Origin of the sequence: Caballeronia sp. LZ034LL (genome assembly GCF_031451215.1) — a bacterium.
Classification (GTDB): Bacteria; Pseudomonadota; Gammaproteobacteria; order Burkholderiales; family Burkholderiaceae; genus Caballeronia.
Map to the genome: position 1 here is coordinate 2,896,206 of NZ_JARUXR010000001.1, position 15,882 is coordinate 2,912,087.

At 61.9% G+C, this 15,882-nt stretch carries 15 protein-coding genes; 9 read left to right on the top strand and 6 right to left on the bottom strand.

What is annotated here, in order from left to right; genetic code table 11:
* Nucleotides 1-57 precede the first annotated feature (57 nt).
* From QCE83_RS13365 to QCE83_RS13375, 3 genes are all read right to left on the bottom strand, one after another.
* The gene (locus QCE83_RS13365) at nt 58-1,467 is read right to left on the bottom strand and encodes a hypothetical protein (RefSeq protein ID WP_309810715.1); all 1,410 of its coding nucleotides are present in this window, start codon (nt 1,465-1,467) and stop codon (nt 58-60) included.
* A gap of 247 nt (nt 1,468-1,714) precedes the next feature.
* Nucleotides 1,715-2,809 carry a hypothetical protein gene (locus tag QCE83_RS13370; protein WP_309810718.1) on the bottom strand — a complete coding sequence of 365 codons (1,095 nt, stop codon included), beginning with the start codon at nt 2,807-2,809 and terminating at the stop codon, nt 1,715-1,717.
* A gap of 560 nt (nt 2,810-3,369) precedes the next feature.
* The gene (locus tag QCE83_RS13375) at nt 3,370-4,461 is read right to left on the bottom strand and encodes a hypothetical protein (RefSeq protein WP_309810721.1); all 1,092 of its coding nucleotides are present in this window, start codon (nt 4,459-4,461) and stop codon (nt 3,370-3,372) included.
* 788 nt (nt 4,462-5,249) lie between these two features.
* On the opposite strand from QCE83_RS13375, the gene QCE83_RS13380 reads away from it, so the two are divergent.
* The 9 genes from QCE83_RS13380 (at nt 5,250) to QCE83_RS13420 (ending at nt 11,341) form a co-directional block, all read left to right on the top strand.
* On the top strand, nt 5,250-6,209 hold the full coding sequence (locus QCE83_RS13380; RefSeq protein WP_309810724.1) for a trypsin-like serine protease: 960 nt from the start codon (nt 5,250-5,252) through the stop codon (nt 6,207-6,209).
* 233 nt (nt 6,210-6,442) lie between these two features.
* Nucleotides 6,443-6,931 (top strand): flagellar basal body-associated protein FliL, encoded by a 489-nt coding sequence (gene fliL, locus QCE83_RS13385; protein ID WP_309810727.1) that lies wholly within the window; start codon nt 6,443-6,445, stop codon nt 6,929-6,931.
* A 24-nt stretch (nt 6,932-6,955) separates the two neighbouring features.
* The gene (gene fliM, locus QCE83_RS13390; protein ID WP_309810730.1) at nt 6,956-7,954 is read left to right on the top strand and encodes a flagellar motor switch protein FliM; all 999 of its coding nucleotides are present in this window, start codon (nt 6,956-6,958) and stop codon (nt 7,952-7,954) included.
* On the top strand, nt 7,947-8,381 hold the full coding sequence (gene fliN, locus QCE83_RS13395) for a flagellar motor switch protein FliN (protein ID WP_309810733.1): 435 nt from the start codon (nt 7,947-7,949) through the stop codon (nt 8,379-8,381). Before fliM ends, fliN begins: the two co-directional genes overlap by 8 nt.
* Nucleotides 8,378-8,896: a flagellar biosynthetic protein FliO gene (fliO, locus tag QCE83_RS13400; RefSeq protein ID WP_309810736.1), complete on the top strand. Its 519-nt coding sequence runs from the start codon at nt 8,378-8,380 to the stop codon at nt 8,894-8,896. The genes fliN and fliO overlap by 4 nt, the downstream gene beginning before the upstream one ends.
* 340 nt (nt 8,897-9,236) lie before the next feature.
* Nucleotides 9,237-9,944 carry a flagellar type III secretion system pore protein FliP gene (fliP, locus tag QCE83_RS13405; protein ID WP_404984777.1) on the top strand — a complete coding sequence of 236 codons (708 nt, stop codon included), beginning with the start codon at nt 9,237-9,239 and terminating at the stop codon, nt 9,942-9,944.
* 10 nt (nt 9,945-9,954) lie between these two features.
* Nucleotides 9,955-10,224 carry a flagellar biosynthesis protein FliQ gene (fliQ, locus tag QCE83_RS13410; protein ID WP_008352562.1) on the top strand — a complete coding sequence of 90 codons (270 nt, stop codon included), beginning with the start codon at nt 9,955-9,957 and terminating at the stop codon, nt 10,222-10,224.
* Nucleotides 10,225-10,232: 8 nt separating this feature from the next.
* Nucleotides 10,233-11,027: a flagellar biosynthetic protein FliR gene (gene fliR, locus QCE83_RS13415; RefSeq protein WP_309810742.1), complete on the top strand. Its 795-nt coding sequence runs from the start codon at nt 10,233-10,235 to the stop codon at nt 11,025-11,027.
* A 134-nt stretch (nt 11,028-11,161) separates the two neighbouring features.
* Nucleotides 11,162-11,341, top strand: a complete 180-nt coding sequence (locus tag QCE83_RS13420) for a hypothetical protein (RefSeq protein WP_309810745.1) — start codon at nt 11,162-11,164, stop codon at nt 11,339-11,341.
* Between the two features lie 119 nt (nt 11,342-11,460).
* Here the strand turns inward: QCE83_RS13420 and flgL are convergent, their stop codons facing one another.
* The 3 genes from flgL to QCE83_RS13435 form a co-directional block, all read right to left on the bottom strand.
* The gene (gene flgL, locus QCE83_RS13425; protein ID WP_309810750.1) at nt 11,461-12,696 is read right to left on the bottom strand and encodes a flagellar hook-associated protein FlgL; all 1,236 of its coding nucleotides are present in this window, start codon (nt 12,694-12,696) and stop codon (nt 11,461-11,463) included.
* 10 nt (nt 12,697-12,706) lie between these two features.
* Nucleotides 12,707-14,647, bottom strand: a complete 1,941-nt coding sequence (gene flgK / locus QCE83_RS13430) for a flagellar hook-associated protein FlgK (protein ID WP_309810753.1) — start codon at nt 14,645-14,647, stop codon at nt 12,707-12,709.
* 350 nt (nt 14,648-14,997) lie between these two features.
* Nucleotides 14,998-15,750: a flagellar regulator YcgR PilZN domain-containing protein gene (locus QCE83_RS13435; protein ID WP_309810755.1), complete on the bottom strand. Its 753-nt coding sequence runs from the start codon at nt 15,748-15,750 to the stop codon at nt 14,998-15,000.
* Between the last annotated feature and the right edge of the window lie 132 nt (nt 15,751-15,882).

Consider the following 15,882-nt stretch of genomic DNA (forward strand, 5'->3'; position numbering starts at 1 on the left):
CCGCGCGGCGTACGGTCGACGACCGGCCCGGGTCGCGTCCGCTTTGCAGTGCAACGCTCATTTCCAGCCCTCGAGGTTGCTGCCGAAGTCGATGAACATCTCGTGATTGGTGAAGAAGCCGATTCCGATGATTGTTCTGTCCGACTTCGCGTAATCCCCAAATTTGGTGATAAAGGGCAAATCCGCGTCCACCTGATAGCTGTAGGTGAACGGTGAGGCCGCCAGCACCAAGGTTTCCGTGCTCAGAGGGGTCAACGACCGCGGAAATGTCGCTGTCGGGGCTACCAAGAATTGCATGTCCGCGGTGCCGGAATCGAAGATGATCTTTGTCTTGAAACTCTCGCCGGAGCCCGAGTCGCTGATCGTGAAGCCGGGAATGTCGGGATCGCATGCCGTTACTCCATGATCCGATCCGGCAGGTCCGCCAGAAGGCGGACAGGTCAGGGTCATGGATGCATAAGCTTGCTCATCGGCGGCGCTCAGTCCCACCGTCAGCGGGGCCTGAAGGGTACAACCCGTCATCGTGGCGGTGATGGCGCAGTTCGGATCAAGAGTCGCATTGCCAAGCGAGAAGCCCGCATTGACGCCCGGAGCGTAATTCAGGTAGCGCAGCACGCTCACGGTATCGCAGCCGTTCGAGTTGATGGACTGCAGCGAGCAGAGGTTCAGGCTACCGGATGAGGCGGCACCGGATGCCACGGCGGAGTAATTGCCCGCGTGGACACCGAACGTGCCGTGCCACGGCAGGTTAAGCGGCTGGCCATTGCCGTCGAGGGTTTTATAGCTGAACAAGACGGGCATCAGATTCGTGGTCAACTCGCCGTGGCCGCCAAATCTGACCGTGGCGAAACCGATATTGCCGTAGTCGATATGGCCGCCGCCGCCGAAGCTCTTGGAGACCTGTACATTGGTTACGGTGATGCCGTGATAAGTCATTGTGTTCTGCCCGGGCGGAAACACGAACCCACTGGTGCTAACCATGGTCGCGGGGAACACATCCTGTGCATTGATGACCATGCCGGCTGATCCAGTGTCCAGCACCAGTGGAGAAGGCGTTGGCAGCGTTAGAGAGCCGAGTGCGACCACCGGGATGATCAGCTTGTTATCAGGATTCGCTAAAGATCCGTAGACCGTCACCGCTGTCGGGCTCGTGACCGTGTTCCCGCCTGTCACACCCTGAACGGTTCCGGGCGCGTTCTGAACGGCTGGTGTGGAGGCTGGTGTTGGTGCGGACGCCGGGGCTGGCGTGGTCGCCGAGGCTGGCGTCGGAGCTGAAGCAGGCGTTGGTGCCGGTGTCGGTTCAGACGCGGGCGTCGGCGCCGAGGCAGGCGCGGTTGGAGCATTCGGGTTCGATGGTCCCGTGCTGGCTTGCGGCGAGTTGCTGCCCCCTCCGCATCCGGCCAAGGCCAGGCCGAGCAAAAGGATCAAAGCGAAAAATGGCATGCGTCCTGGCTTGATTCGTTTCATGGTGGTTATGCGATTAGCGCAATAGGTGAATCGGGATCAGGCGCGCGTGGCGTCCGGATCGGTTCGGCGAATGCGGCCGTCTTGGGCACGGAGGGCCCAATAACGACGTCAATCTGCGCGGTGATTGAGCGAAGACGGCAACGCGCGGTATCGGCGAAATCTGCTGGGCGCGGTCAGCGTGACCGCGCTCCCGAGGCGCACGGTCGAGCCGACCTATTCAGGTCACGTCAGTTCGGCGGCGCGACGCTCACTTCCAGCCATCCCGGTTGCTGCCAAGATCGATGAACATCCGGTGATCAATGAAGAAGCCGATCCCGATAACCGTTCTCTGCAACTTTGCGTAATCAGTAAATATGGTGAGAGAGGGCAGATCCTCGTTCGCCTGATAGCTGAAGGTGAGCGGTGAGCCTGGCAGCGTGAAGGTTTCCGTACTGCCGGCAGCCAACGACTGCGGAAAAGTCGCCGTTGGGGGTACCGATAAATTCATGGTCGGAGTGCCGGAATCAAGCAAGAGCTCCGTCACCGAAAAACTTTCGCCGGAATCGGAGTCGCTGATCGTTCCGCCGAAAATATCGGGATCGCATGCCATTACCCCATGGTCCGATCCGGTGGGGCCTTTGGAAGGCGGACAGGTCAAGGGCGTGGATGCATATGTTTGCTCGTCGGCGGCGCTCAGTCCCACCGTCAGCGTCGACTGGAGGGTGCATCCCGTCATCGTGGGGGTGACGAAGCAGTTCGGATCAAGCGTCGCATTGCCGAGCGAGAAACCCGCGTTGACTCCCGGAGCGTAATTGAGATAGCGCAGCACGCTCACGACGTGGCAACCGCTCGCACTGATGGTCTGCGGCGAGCAAATGTTCAGGTCACCGGATAATGTGCCGGATGCTGAGACGGCGTTGGCCCCCGAGTTGATGCCAAAGATGCCGTGCTCCGGCGGTTGAAGCAGTTGGCCATTGCGGTTCAGCATCTTGTAGCTGAACAAAACAGGCATGAGACTCGTGGTCAGCTCGCCCTGTCCGCCGAACTTCACCGTGGCGAAACCGATATTCCCGTACTCGGCGTGGCTGCCGTCACCATAAACCTTCTTCGCCTGCACGTTGGTCACAGTGATGCCGTGATAAGTCAACGTGTTCTGCCCGGGCGGAAAGACGAATCCGTTAGTGCTGACCATGTCCGCGGGAAACACGTCCTGCGCGTTGATGGTCATGCCGGCTGACCCGGTGTCCAGTACCAGCGGGGATGGCGTTGGCAGGGTTTCCGAGCCGAGTGCAACCACCGGGATGATCAACCTGCTCACAGCATCATTCGGCGATCCGCCAAATAAGGATCCGTAGATCGTCACCGCTGTCGGGTTCGTGACAGTGGTGCCGCCTGTAACACCCTGATACGTACCGGGCGCATTTTGAACGCCTGGCGTGGAGGCAGGTGTTGGCGCGGACGCTGGCGCGGGTGAAGAGGCTGGCGCAGGCGTCGGTACGGAGACTGGCGTCGCTGCTGGTGTGGAGGCTGCTGTCGGCGCGGATGCAGGCTCCGGCGCAGCGGGGCTGCTCGGAGTCGATGGTCCCGTGCTGGCTTGCGGCGGGTTGCTGCTCCCTCCGCATCCGGCCAAGGCCAGTCCGAGCATGAGGATCAAGGCGAAAAATGGCGTGCGTCCAAGAGTGAGTCGTTTCATGGTGGGCAAGCGTTAAGCGTAGTGAGTTGTTCGGGATCGGACGGGCGAATGCAGCCGATCGGGCGCGCGGAACTTCATGGCGGTTCCTGCGCGCGCGATGATCGAGCAGCAAGGTGGCGATGCGTGGTATCAGCGATATCCACGCTGGCGGCGCGGCCAGTGTGACCGTGTCAGTGGAGCGCACGGTCGAACTGACTCGTCCGGGTCGCGTCAGTTGGGCGGAGCGGCTTTCACTTCCAGCCCTCCTGATTGCTGCTGAGGTCGATAAACATCTGGTGATCGGTGAAGAAGCCGATTCCGATAATCGTTCTCGGCAACTTTGCGTAATCACCAAACGCGGTGATAGAGGGCAAATCCACGTTCGCCTGATAGCTGAAGGTAAGCGGTGAGCCCGGCAGCGTGAAGGTTTCGGTACTGCCGCCAGCCAACGACTGCGGAAAAGTCGCTGTTGGGGGTACCGATAATTTCATGGTCGGCGTGCCGGAATCGAGGATGATCTCCGCCGCAAAACTTTCGCCGGAACCGGAGTCGCTGATCGTACCGCCGAAAATGTCGGGATCGCATGCCGTCACACCATGGTCCGATCCGGTGAACCCGGGATCAGGACAGGTCAAGGGCGTGGATGAATAGGCTTGCTCGTCGGCGGCGCTCAGTCCCACTGTCAGCGCGGATTGAAGGGTGCATCCCGTCATCGAGGCGGTGATGAGGCAGTTCGGATCAAGAGTCGTATTGCCGAGCGAGAAACCTGCATTGACTCCCGGAGCGTAGTTCAGGTAGCGCAGCACGCTCACGAAATCGCAACCGTTCGCAGTGATGGACTGCGGCGAACAAATGTTCAGACTACCGGATGATTTGGCACCGGCGGCCAGGACGGCGCCGGCCGCAGAGTTGATACCAAAGATGCCGTGCTCCGGCTGTTGAAGCAGTTGGCCATTGCTGTCGACCATCTTGTAGCTGAACAAGACCGGCATGAGATTCGTGGTCAGCTCACCCTGCCCGCCAAACCTCACCGTGGCAAAACCGATATTGCCGTACTCGGCATGGCTGCCATCGCCATAAACCTTCTTCGCCTGGACGTTGGTCACGATGATGCCGTGATAAGTCAGCATGCTCTGCCCGGGCGGAAACACGAAGCCGTTGGTGCTGACCATGTCCGCGGGAAACACGTCCTGTGCGTTGATGGCCATGCCAGCCGACCCGGTGTCCAGTATCAGCGGAGATGGCGTTGGCAGCGTTTCCGAACCGAGTGCGACCACCGGGATGATCAGTCTGCTCCCGGGAGCGCCTATCGATCCGCCGAACAAGGATCCGTAGATCGTCACCGCTGTCGGGCTCGTGATCGTGCTCCCGCCTGTCACTCCCTGATAAGTACCGGGCGCATTCTGAACGGCTGGCGTGGAGGCAGGCGCTGGCGCGGACGCTGGCGCGGGTGAAGAGGCTGGCGCAGGCGTCGGTACGGAGACTGGCGTCGCTGTAGGTGTGGAGGCTGCTGTCGGCGCGGATGCAGGCTCAGGCGCAGCGGGGCTGCTCGGAGTCGATGGTCCCGTGCTGGCTTGCGGCGGGTTGCTGCTTCCGCCGCACCCGGCCAAGGCCAGTCCGAGCATGAGGATCAAGGCGAAAAATGGCGTGCGTCCAAGCGTGATTCTTTTCATGGTGGGCATTAAATAAGCGCAACAGGTTATTCAAGCCGGACGCGCGTCACGCCCAGACCGATTGCTTTCACGTTGCGGCCTATCTAAATCCGTCGCTCGTCTCAAATTAAAATGTTTCGAAAAATTTCAAGGTTGTATCGGCGGGAAATTTTCGAACTTTCAATTCTATTTTTTCATACAAGATAGAACAGAAGCTCGCCGATTTAAAGAGGCGATTCGGCTGATCGACTAGTCCGCTCGCTTGATCCGGTATTGGCGAACCGCCTTGTCACGCTCGTGCAATGGGCTTTTCCCGATACTCATTGCTGGCGAAGGCGCTGCTCCGTCAATGCTCGCAGGCGCGATTGTTTTTAAATTCGCATCGCCCGATGCATTCGTTTCTGTGCAGCGAATATTGAGCAGCTTTTAGAAAACCCATCCGATCCAAGGCGGTCCCAGAAAAACCTGACATTCTGAAAGTGGAAGGCGCGCTTAAAATCGCGCTCGATTTGCCTCAACTAAATACTCATTTACTCATGTTGAAATCCAGGCTCAAAGTATTCTCAGTCATTGCATCCACGTTATTTTCCGGATTGACGCACGCAGCCGCGACCGATTACGCAGGCGCTTATGTCAAGGTCCATATCAACAATAGTTACTCATGCGCGGGCGCGCTCGTCAGCGGTGATGTCGTGATAACCGCGGAGCACTGTCTGGTCGAACCAGGCCCGCTGACATCGGTCAGCGTGTCGTACGGCAGCGCGTTCTCGTCCTCCCAGGAAGCTGCGTCGACTGTAGAAAATACAGGTTGGATCAGGATCCCGGGCATCGACATGGCGCTCATCAAACTGCAGCGACCGGTCTCTTCGAGCGGGACACAGACTCTGAGACTGCCCAAAAAGTGCACGTCGCCGGCTATCTCGGACTTCGCGAACAATCCTGTGGTGGTTTATCGCCAGACTCCGAATCCCCTGATCGTGGCTGCTGCCTTGGGGCTTATCGGAGGCGGAATGTTGCCGGAGAGCGAATACCTTACGGCACCAATCACCTTCCAGAGCGTCGGCCCCATTTCATCACGTGCGGGAACCTACTGGGGGGTGCAGATGGCCTGGTCGTTTGGTGACTCCGGCGCCCCGCTGGTCGACAGCAACGGCGTCGTCATGGGGACAGTCAGCAACGGCGGCCTGTCGGTGGAATACGCCGCCGCGACCTGTACGGTTTCAGACTCCATCCAGGCCGGCATCACCGCGTTCGACGGAAACCCCTCGACGAACCCAGCGACCACGTCGACCCGTGCTGTGTCAGGCAGCACGACCCAGTCGCCCTTCGGATCCGCATCGCAAACCACGTCCGGCACGACGCAAAGCTCGTCATCGGCGCTCGCCAGTATCATCCAGGCGCTTGCCAACGCCTTCTCCAGCCGGTGGAGCGGTTCGTGACGTCTGGCCGACCTGACCAGGCCTGAAGCACGGGGCGGCCCCGCGCCGCCCCGCCCCCTCCCGCCCCCAAATAGCCAAAAGTTTTCCGCCAAATCCCCGTTAACCCTTCAGACCACGCCCGACCCAAGGGCTCCATCAATCAGATGGAATAGCCCCTAATCCCCCCTCTGTTCGACCCATCGCTTTACACCGCGATAGCCAACAATTCACCCTATCGAAAGAGGCACGCATTCATGGCTACCACGACCGCAAACCAGCAACCCATCGTTCCCGCCAAGGGCGGCAAGTTCAAGAAGATCCTGATCATCGCCATCGGCGCGATGGTTCTGCTCGGCGCGGGCGCCGGCGGCGCGTACTTCTTCCTCGGCAAGAACCATGGCCCGGCCAAGCCCGCTCCGGAGCCGCCGCCCGTGTTCTTCCCGCTCGATTCGCTCACCGTCAACCTCCAGTCCGACGACGGCACCATGCACTACCTGCGCGCGGGCCTCACGCTCAAGCTGCACGACGAGAAGGTGCAATTGCTGGTCACCGAGCACATGCCCGAAGTCCGCAGCCGCGTGCTGCTTCTGCTTTCGGGCAAGCGTCCCGACGACCTCGCCACCGTCGACGGCAAGAAACAGCTCGCCAACGAACTGCGCGCCGCCGTCGAAACGGCCGCGAGCACGGCAGAAAAGCCGGTGCGCGTCGAGGAAGTGCTGTTCACCGAGTTTGTCGTCCAGTAACGCCGCATCAGCGAGTAAAAGTTCATGGGCCACGAAGAGTTCATGTCGCAAGAGGAGGTCGATGCCCTCCTCAAGGGCGTCACCGGCGAAATCGACCAGGTCTCCGACGAGACCAAGCCCGTCGGCGTCCGTCCCTACAACATCGCGACGCAGGAACGCATCGTCCGCGGCCGGATGCCCGGCCTCGAAATCATCAACGACCGCTTCGCGCGCCTGATGCGTGTGGGCATCTTCAACTTCATGCGGCGTTCGGCGGAAATCTCCGTCGGTCCGGTGAAGGTGCAGAAGTACAGCGAATTCACCCGCAACCTGCCGATCCCGACCAATCTCAACCTGGTCCACGTGAAGCCCTTGCGCGGCACGTCGCTGTTCGTGTTCGACCCGAACCTCGTGTTCTTCGTGGTCGACAACCTGTTCGGCGGCGACGGGCGCTTCCATACGCGCGTCGAGGGACGCGAGTTCACGCAGACCGAGCAGCGCATCATCAGCAAGCTGCTCAACCTGGTGTTCGAGCACTACGCGACCTCCTGGCGCAGCGTGAAGCCGCTCCAGTTCGAATACATGCGTTCGGAGATGCACACGCAGTTCGCCAACGTCGCGACGCCGAACGAGATTGTCATCGTGACGCAGTTCACGATCGAATTCGGCTCGACGGGCGGCACGCTGCACATCTGCATGCCCTACTCGATGATCGAGCCGATCCGCGACGTGCTGTCCTCGCCCATCCAGGGCGAAGCGCTCGAAGTGGACCGCCGCTGGGTGCGCGTGTTGTCGCAGCAGGTGCAGTCGGCGGAAGTGGAAGTGACGGTGGATCTCGCGGAAATCCGCTCGTCGTTCGAACAGCTGCTGAACATGCGCGCCGGCGACGTGCTGCCGATCGACATCCCCGAGCATGTGACGGCGAAGGTGGACGGCGTGCCGGTGATGGAATGCGGCTACGGAATTTTCAATGGGCAATACGCGCTGCGCGTGCAAAAAATGGTCAGCGCGAGCGATACGATGAAGGAAGGTGGATATGAGTGACCTGATGCAGGAAGGCACGTTGCCCGGCGCGGACGCCAAGGCCGACGACGCCATCATGGAAGACTGGGCCAGCGCCCTCGCCGAACAGAACGGCAACGAAACGCCGGCGGTGGCTACGGCCGGCGTGTTCCAGCCCTTGTCGAAGGCCGCGGCGCCGTCCACGCGCAACGACATCGACATGATTCTCGACATCCCCGTGCAGATGACGGTGGAACTCGGGCGCACGAAGATTGCCATCCGCAACCTGCTGCAACTCGCACAAGGTTCGGTCGTGGAACTCGACGGCCTCGCCGGCGAGCCGATGGACGTGCTGGTCAACGGCTGCCTGATCGCACAGGGCGAAGTGGTGGTCGTCAACGACAAGTTCGGCATCCGCCTGACTGACATCATCACGCCGTCTGAACGCATCCGGAAGCTGAATCGATGAAACGCGTGGCCGCCGCGCTGCTTTTCGCCGCGCCTCTTCTCGTGCCCGTGCTTGCCCAAGCCGCCGACATGAACGCGGTGAATCACGCCGCGCAGATCGCCTCGGGCGTCGGCGCGGGCACCGCGGTGCCGTCGCTCGGTTTCGGCGCGGTGTTGCAGACGCTCGTCGGGCTCGCGGTCGTGATCGGCTTCGCGTTCGGCTGCGCATGGCTCGCGCGCAAGTTCGGCTATCAGGGAGGCAAGCGCAGCGGGCTCGTGAAGGTAGTCGGCGGCGCGTCGCTCGGCAACAAGGAACGCGTCGCGGTGATCGAAGTGGGCGATACCTGGCTCGTGCTCGGCGCCGGTCCCGGCAACGTGCGCCTGCTGCACACGATGCCCGCCGGATCAGCAGACGCGGACGGCATCGGCGTTCCTGTTCCGGGCGCGGCGCAAACCGTGTCCGGCGGCTTCGGCCAGCGGTTCCGCGACGCCCTCGCCGGCGAAGCGAACAAGCGCCTGCAGAAGTTCGTCAAGTAACACGATGGTCATCGGCATCGGGCGTGCTCCGCGAGGACCACGCCCGATGTGCGTTTACATCCCGTCTGACAGCTCGCCGCAATAGAACGAGTTAGCGCGGGTTTTCCCCTCTGTTCGCGTCATCGTCGCGCTCCCGGATAGTCAACAATTCAGCCTATCGAAAGAGGCAGGATTTCATGGCTATCACCTTCATCGTTTTCCACGGTCAGCGTTTCGTCGATGTCCTTGCGGGCATCGCGGGCAAGCGTCTCAAGCAGTTCGTCGGCGGGAGCAAGTAATGCGGGTCAGTCGCAACATCGTGCGCGGCGTCAAGCTCGCGCTTCCGGTCGTGATCGGTCTGATGCCGTATCTCGCCTTCGCACAAAGCACCGCGGGCCTGCCCGCGTTCAACACCAGCCCCGGCCCGAACGGCGGCACGACCTATTCGCTCAGCGTGCAGACAATGCTGCTGCTGACGATGCTCTCGTTCCTCCCCGCGATGGTCCTGATGATGACGAGCTTCACACGCATCATCATCGTGCTGTCGCTGCTGCGCCAGGCGCTCGGCACGACGAGCACGCCGCCGAACCAGGTGCTCGTCGGCCTCGCGCTGTTCCTCTCGTTCTTCGTGATGTCGCCGGTGCTCGACAAGGCCTACAACGACGCCTACAAGCCCTTCTCCGAAGGCCAGATCGCGATGGATCAGGCGATGACGCGCGGCGTCGCGCCGTTCAAGCAGTTCATGCTGAAGCAGACCCGCGAGGCCGATCTCGCGCTGTTCGCCCGCATTTCGCACGCCGCGCCGATGAACGGCCCCGAGGACGTGCCGCTGTCGCTGCTGGTGCCCTCGTTCGTCACGAGCGAGCTGAAGACCGGCTTCCAGATCGGTTTCACGATCTTCATTCCGTTCCTGATCATCGACATGGTGGTGGCGAGCGTGCTGATGTCGATGGGCATGATGATGGTGTCGCCCACCACGATCGCGCTGCCGTTCAAGCTGATGTTGTTCGTGCTGGTCGACGGCTGGCAGTTGCTGATCGGCTCGCTCGCGCAGAGCTTCGTTTCCTGAGGATCGACAGATGACGCCCGAATCCGTCATGACGATGGCCCATCAGGCGATGTACGTCGCCTTGTTGCTGGCCGCGCCGCTGCTGCTCGTCGCGCTGGTCGTGGGTCTGGTGGTGAGCCTGTTCCAGGCCGCCACGCAGATCAACGAATCGACGCTCTCGTTCATTCCGAAGCTGATCGCGGTGGCGGTCACGCTGGTGATCGCCGGGCCCTGGATGCTCTCGACGCTGCTCGACTACATGCGTCACGTCTTCACCATCACGCCCGCGATCACGGGCTGAGCGCCTCGATGTTCTCCGTCACCTATGCGCAACTGAACGGCTGGCTCACGGCGTTCCTGTGGCCGTTCGTGCGCATTCTTGCGCTGATCGGCACGGCGCCGGTGCTGAGCCACATGGCGATCCCGATGCGCGTGAAGATCGCGCTGGCCGCGTTCATCGCGCTGATCGTCGCGCCGACGCTCGGCGCCATGCCGCAGGTGACGGTGTTCTCGTCGGCGGGCATCTGGATCATCGTCAACCAGTTCCTGATTGGTGCGGCCATCGGCATGACGATGCAGGTTGCGTTCGCCGCTGTGGATGCGGCGGGCGAGTTCATCGGCCAGCAGATGGGGCTCGGCTTCGCGATGCTGTACGATCCGCGCGCCGGCGGCAATGCCGTGGTCGTGTCGCGCTATCTCAACACGCTGGCGATGCTCGCCTTCCTCGTGTTCGACGGCCATCTGCAACTGATCAGCGCGCTGGTCTCGACGTTCCAGAGCGTGCCGGTGGACGTGAACGTCGTGGCGTCGGCCGCGCATGCGCAAGGCTGGCGCGTGCTGGTGGGTTATGGCGCCAGCGTCTTTTCCACGGGCTTGCTGCTTGCGCTGCCGATCGTCGCTGCGCTGCTCACCGCCAACCTCGCGCTCGGCATCCTGAACCGGGCCGCGCCGCAGATCGGCATCTTTCAGGTCGGTTTTCCGGTGACCATGCTCGTCGGCTTGTTGCTGCTGGAGCTCATGGTGCCGAACCTGATGCCGTTCTTCCAGCGCATCTTCGACGTGGGGCTCGGGCAAATCGGGCGCATCGCCGGCGCGATGCATTGACGCGCATTGAAATGTTCCGGCTCATGCCGTCAGGCAACGATATCTCGGAATTCCCGTAACGCCTTCGACGTTGTATCGCTGTAGTCTGCCGCCTGACGAAATTTTCATCGTCCCATTCTTATAAGGAAGCAGTCATGCACCAACGTCAGTCAGTCACGATGCAGAAGATCGATCGAAGCCAGCTTCACTATTCGCTGGTGTCGGGAGGCGCGGCGAAGACCACCAACGCTGTCAATCAGAGCAACATCGACGGGAACAACGTCATCGTGCTGCAGGGCGAAGTCTCTCACGGCAATCCGAAAAACCTCGTCTGATCGCTCCCTGGTCCGGCAGGCGGGGTCAAGAGCGCACCCGCCTGTCGCGCGCCATTAAAAAAGGAGCATCGCGTCTCCGCGATGCTCCTCAAGATCAAGGTCCGGCAAAACCGCCCCAATCAACTCCCGATGTAATCGAACAACGACATCTTCTGGATCTGCGAGAACGCCATCTGGGCTGCTTGCAGCGAGGTCTGCGTCAGCTCGTACTGGCTGATCGCCGACACCAGGTCGATGCTCGTGAGATTGGCGATGTCGCTCGCCGTCTGCGTCTGGCTGGTCTGCATCGACGTCTGCGTCGACTGCACTTCCTGTTCACGCCCGCCCACCACCGTCTGCGCCGCCAGCACGTTGTTGAACGTGTTGTTGACCTTGGTCCCGGCCGTGCTCAATGCGTTCGTCAGCGCGGCCTGCGCGCCCGGCGTGCCGGTCGGCTGCTTGAGCGCCGCCACGATGTTGTCGAGCGTCGCGAAGATATCGTTGTTGTCGGTGGCCGCCGGCTGCACGCTGAACGTGTCGCCGTTGCCCGGCGTGCCGTCGATCGTCACGCTCTGGCCGCCCAGCTTGATGTCCGTCTTGCCGGTATAAGCCACGTTGGTCGGCAGCGTGTTGTCGGGCGGCGTGGATTCGACTGAATAGGTCGTCGTGCCGTCCGTTGCCGACACGGCGAACGTGATCTTGTACTGGCTCGCATTGCCGGCGTTGCTGGCGTCGGTGACGCTCACCGCGCTGACCGTGCCGGTGCCGGTGTTCTGGCTGCCGGCGCTGGAGACGGGATCGCTTTCCGTCGGCGAGACGCTCTGGAAAATCGACACGCCCGTGTCGCCCACCGAAATCGAACGTCCTTCGCTGATCTGCACCGAGCGCTGGCCGAAGTCGCCCGAATAGGTCGTGCCGACGCCCGACGAATTGTTGGTGAACGGCGCCGTGCTGCCCTTCAGGCCGGAGAAGATGTAGTTGCCGTTGCTGTCCGTGGTGTTCGCGAGACCGAACAGCTGGTCGCGCAAGCCCTGGATCGCGGTTGCGACCGACGTGCGGTCCGCATCGGTGAGCGAGCCGTCGCCGGCCTGCACGATCTTCGTCTGGATGCTTTGCAGCACCGTGCTCACGGTGCCGAGCGTGGAGTCTTCCTGTTGCAGCGAGGACAGCGCGGTCGTCTGGTTCGTGCTGTATTGCGCGAGCGCGCCGCTCTTCAAGGTCAGCTGCACGGCCTGCGCGGCGCCGAGCGGATCGTCGGACGCAGTGAGGATGCGCTTGCCCGACGAGATCTGCTGATACATCGACGCGAGCGTGCTTTGCTGGTCGCTCATCGAAGCGACGTTCATGTTGAAGTACTGGGAACTGGAAATACGCATCGCGTTTGCCTCAGTTGAACATGCCGAGCAGCGACTGGAACAGCGTCGCGGCGGTCTGGATCACCTTGCTGTTCGCTTGATAGAGCTGCTGATACTGAATCAGGTTGGCCGCTTCCTCGTTCAGGTTCACGCCCTGCACCGATTGCTGCGCCGTCGTGGCTTGCGAGAGCAGCGCGGTCTGCGCCGTGCTCGTCGCCTTGAGCTGGTTGGTCTGGTTGCCGATCGTGTTCACGTAGTTCGCGTACGAGCTCGTGAGCGTGTCGGTGCCCCCGTTGAACGACTTGGTCGAGACCAGGTTGGACATCGCGAGCGCGTTGCTGCCGTCGCTCGTGCCGCCCTTGTTCTGCGCGATCGTGAACGCGTCGTTGTCCTTCGGCGTGCCGCTGATGGTCGCGGAAATGCCGTTCGCCGTGACCGTCATGCCGTTCGACGTGTTGTACGGGATGGTCGTGCCCGCCGTGTAGCTGGTGCCGCCGACCGTCACATCGACGCTCGACGTGAAGCCGCCCGCCGACGCGCTGTACGTGAGCTTGATGTCCGACGGCATCGAGTAGCCGGTCGTGACCGTCGCCGACGAAATCGTCGCCGTGCCGGTGTTCGAGCTGCCCGCCGAGGTCACTGCAGGCGAAGCCGCGGCCACTGCGGCGCCGTTGGTCGTCGTGAGCTTGAACGCGTCGAGTGCGGCGCGCGTCGGCTGGATCGTGAACGAGTCGCCCTGCTTCACGTCGGCGGCGGCCGGCACGGTGATCTTCAGGCCGTTGATGGTCTTGTCGGTGCCGGGATCGATCGTGCCGAGCGAATTGCCGGTCGCCGGATCGGTCACGTTGAAGGTGGTGCCGTTGTAGGTGACGGCGAAGTCGTTGGTCGGCGGCTGCGTGCCGTCGACGATCGATGCGCTCAAGGTGCCCGTGCCCTGGTTGCGCGCATTGGTCACGATGTTCGGGCTGCCGGCCGCGAACAGGTCCGTGCCCTGGACGCCGTTGAGGTCGAGGCCGAGCTTGTTCTGGCTGTTCAGCTGGCTGCTGAAGCTCGTGGCGATGGCGCCGAGCTGCGCTTCGGCCGGGTCGAGCGTCTGCGAGCGGAACGAGATGAGACCGCCGACCACGCCGCCCGTGAGCGCCGAGTTGTCGATGTACTGGGTATTCGCGGGCGTCTGCGGCGAGCCGTCGCGGCTCTGGAAGGCGACGGTCAGCTCGCTCGGATCCGACGGCGAATTCACCGTCTGCAAGCCGTATTGCGTATTGCCGACGACGAGCGGCTGCCCGTTGCCGATGAACACGTTGTAGCTGTTGCCTTGCGACACGACCTGCACGCCGATCATCGAACTGAGGTTCGAGACGAGCTGATCGCGCTGGTCGAGCAACTGGTTCGGCTGCTGGCCGCCTGCGGTGGCGACCTCGATCTGCTTGTTGAGATCGGCGATCTGCTGCGAGTAGCTGTTGATCTGCGAGACCGCGCTCGTCAGCTGCGTGTTGACGCTCTGGCGCAGCTGGTCGTATTGCTCGCCGGCCGAATTGATCTGGTCGGCGAGCGTCTGTGCGCTGCTCATCAGCGACTGGCGCACGGCGGTGCTGCTCGCCGAGTTCGCGACGGACTGCAGGCCGGAGAAGTAATTGGTGATGCCCGTCGCGATGCCCTTGGTCGGATCGCCGACGAGGTTGTTGAGCTGCGAGATCAGCGAGTAGTAGGTGCTCGCCGCGCTGCTCGATGCCTGCGTGTTGTTGACCTGGGTCGTCAGGTACTGGCTGTATTGACGCGTGACGGTGGTCGCCTGCACGCCATTGCCGAGATAGCCGGAACCGGTGTATTGGCCGGCCGCTTCCTGATACTGGACCTTTTCGAGCGTATAGCCGGGCGTCGCGGCATTGCTGATGTTCTGACCCGTCGTCGTCAGGCCCCACTGGGCCGCATTCAGACCGGAAAGACCAATGCTGAAAATATTGTTGGACATGCGTGAATCCTGTTGAGGCGGCGTGGAATCGAGCGCTGCCGCATGATTGCCTTGTATATCGGCCGGACGCCGGGGAAATTGAGCTTCACGCGTGGCTCGCATCGGGTAATCGGAGCGATCGTCAGTTCGATGCAAACGCTGGACGCTTGTCGCGATGGGAAATTATCGACGGCCGATGTCAATTGCCATTGAGCGAAGAGCGCGGGATTTTCCGGTCAATTCTGCTGATTCGTTGCGCGCTCGCTCAGGCGGCCCATGAAAGACGATGCCCCTGGGCAAGACGGCAGTTGCCTGCCGCCCCGCACAGGGGCATGGAGCTGATTGACTCAGCCAGTTACGCCGCAAACGCGTTACTTCGCCAGCGAGCGCCGCTTCATCTCGAGCTGCGTGATCAGCCGTTGCAGCGTGTTTTCCGCCGATCCCGGCATCGACGTGAACTTGAAGCCGATCGTATAGCGGCGATCACCCTTGGGCGTCGTCGATTCGCGATGCGACACCAGCATCATGTCCAGCGTGACCTTGCCGTTCGCGCTGAAATGCAGTTCGGCATCTTCCAGCACGATGCCCATCTCCAGTGCCGCGACACGCTCGTCCGTCGTGCGTAGCGCGACGCCGCCCAGCGAAAGGTCGTGCACCTCGAAGCGGAAGCGCTCGCCGTCCGGAAGCACGCCCGTGCAGATGTAAGGATCGAGCACCGGCGCTTCGACGCGGAAGTACTCGCGCCGCTGCATGTAGTAGAGCACCGTCGGGAACTCGACTTCGAACGCGGGCCGGCCGTCGAACACGGTTTCGCGGGGCCGCGCCGTGGTGAACTCGACGCGCACGCCCTCGGGCGCCGCATGAAAAACGAGCTTCTGTGCGGCCAGCACGCCGCGGTTCTGTTCCGCGACGCCGCCCCAGTCGAAGGTGAAGCGATGCGCTGTCACATCGACGTCAAGCAGGCGGGTGACGATCTGGCCGTCGCCGTATTGCGCGGTGAGGAAGTCACCACGATTGGCGAGATTGCGCAACGCAACGCCGATTTCGAGCGGATTGCGTCGCCCGAAATCAACGATCGGTGCAACGTCATCGTCGGCAACGTCATGTTTCTGATTGGTGTTCATGGTGCTGGCCGTATTCTCTGTGCTCGCGCATTGCCCTTATCCCCGAACGCCGCGCGTCGCTCCAGGCCCCTATTGGTCCGGAACTTCGATTATTCAGGTTAGCGGCTTGCGGTTTTAAAAGTTTAGGGTTTG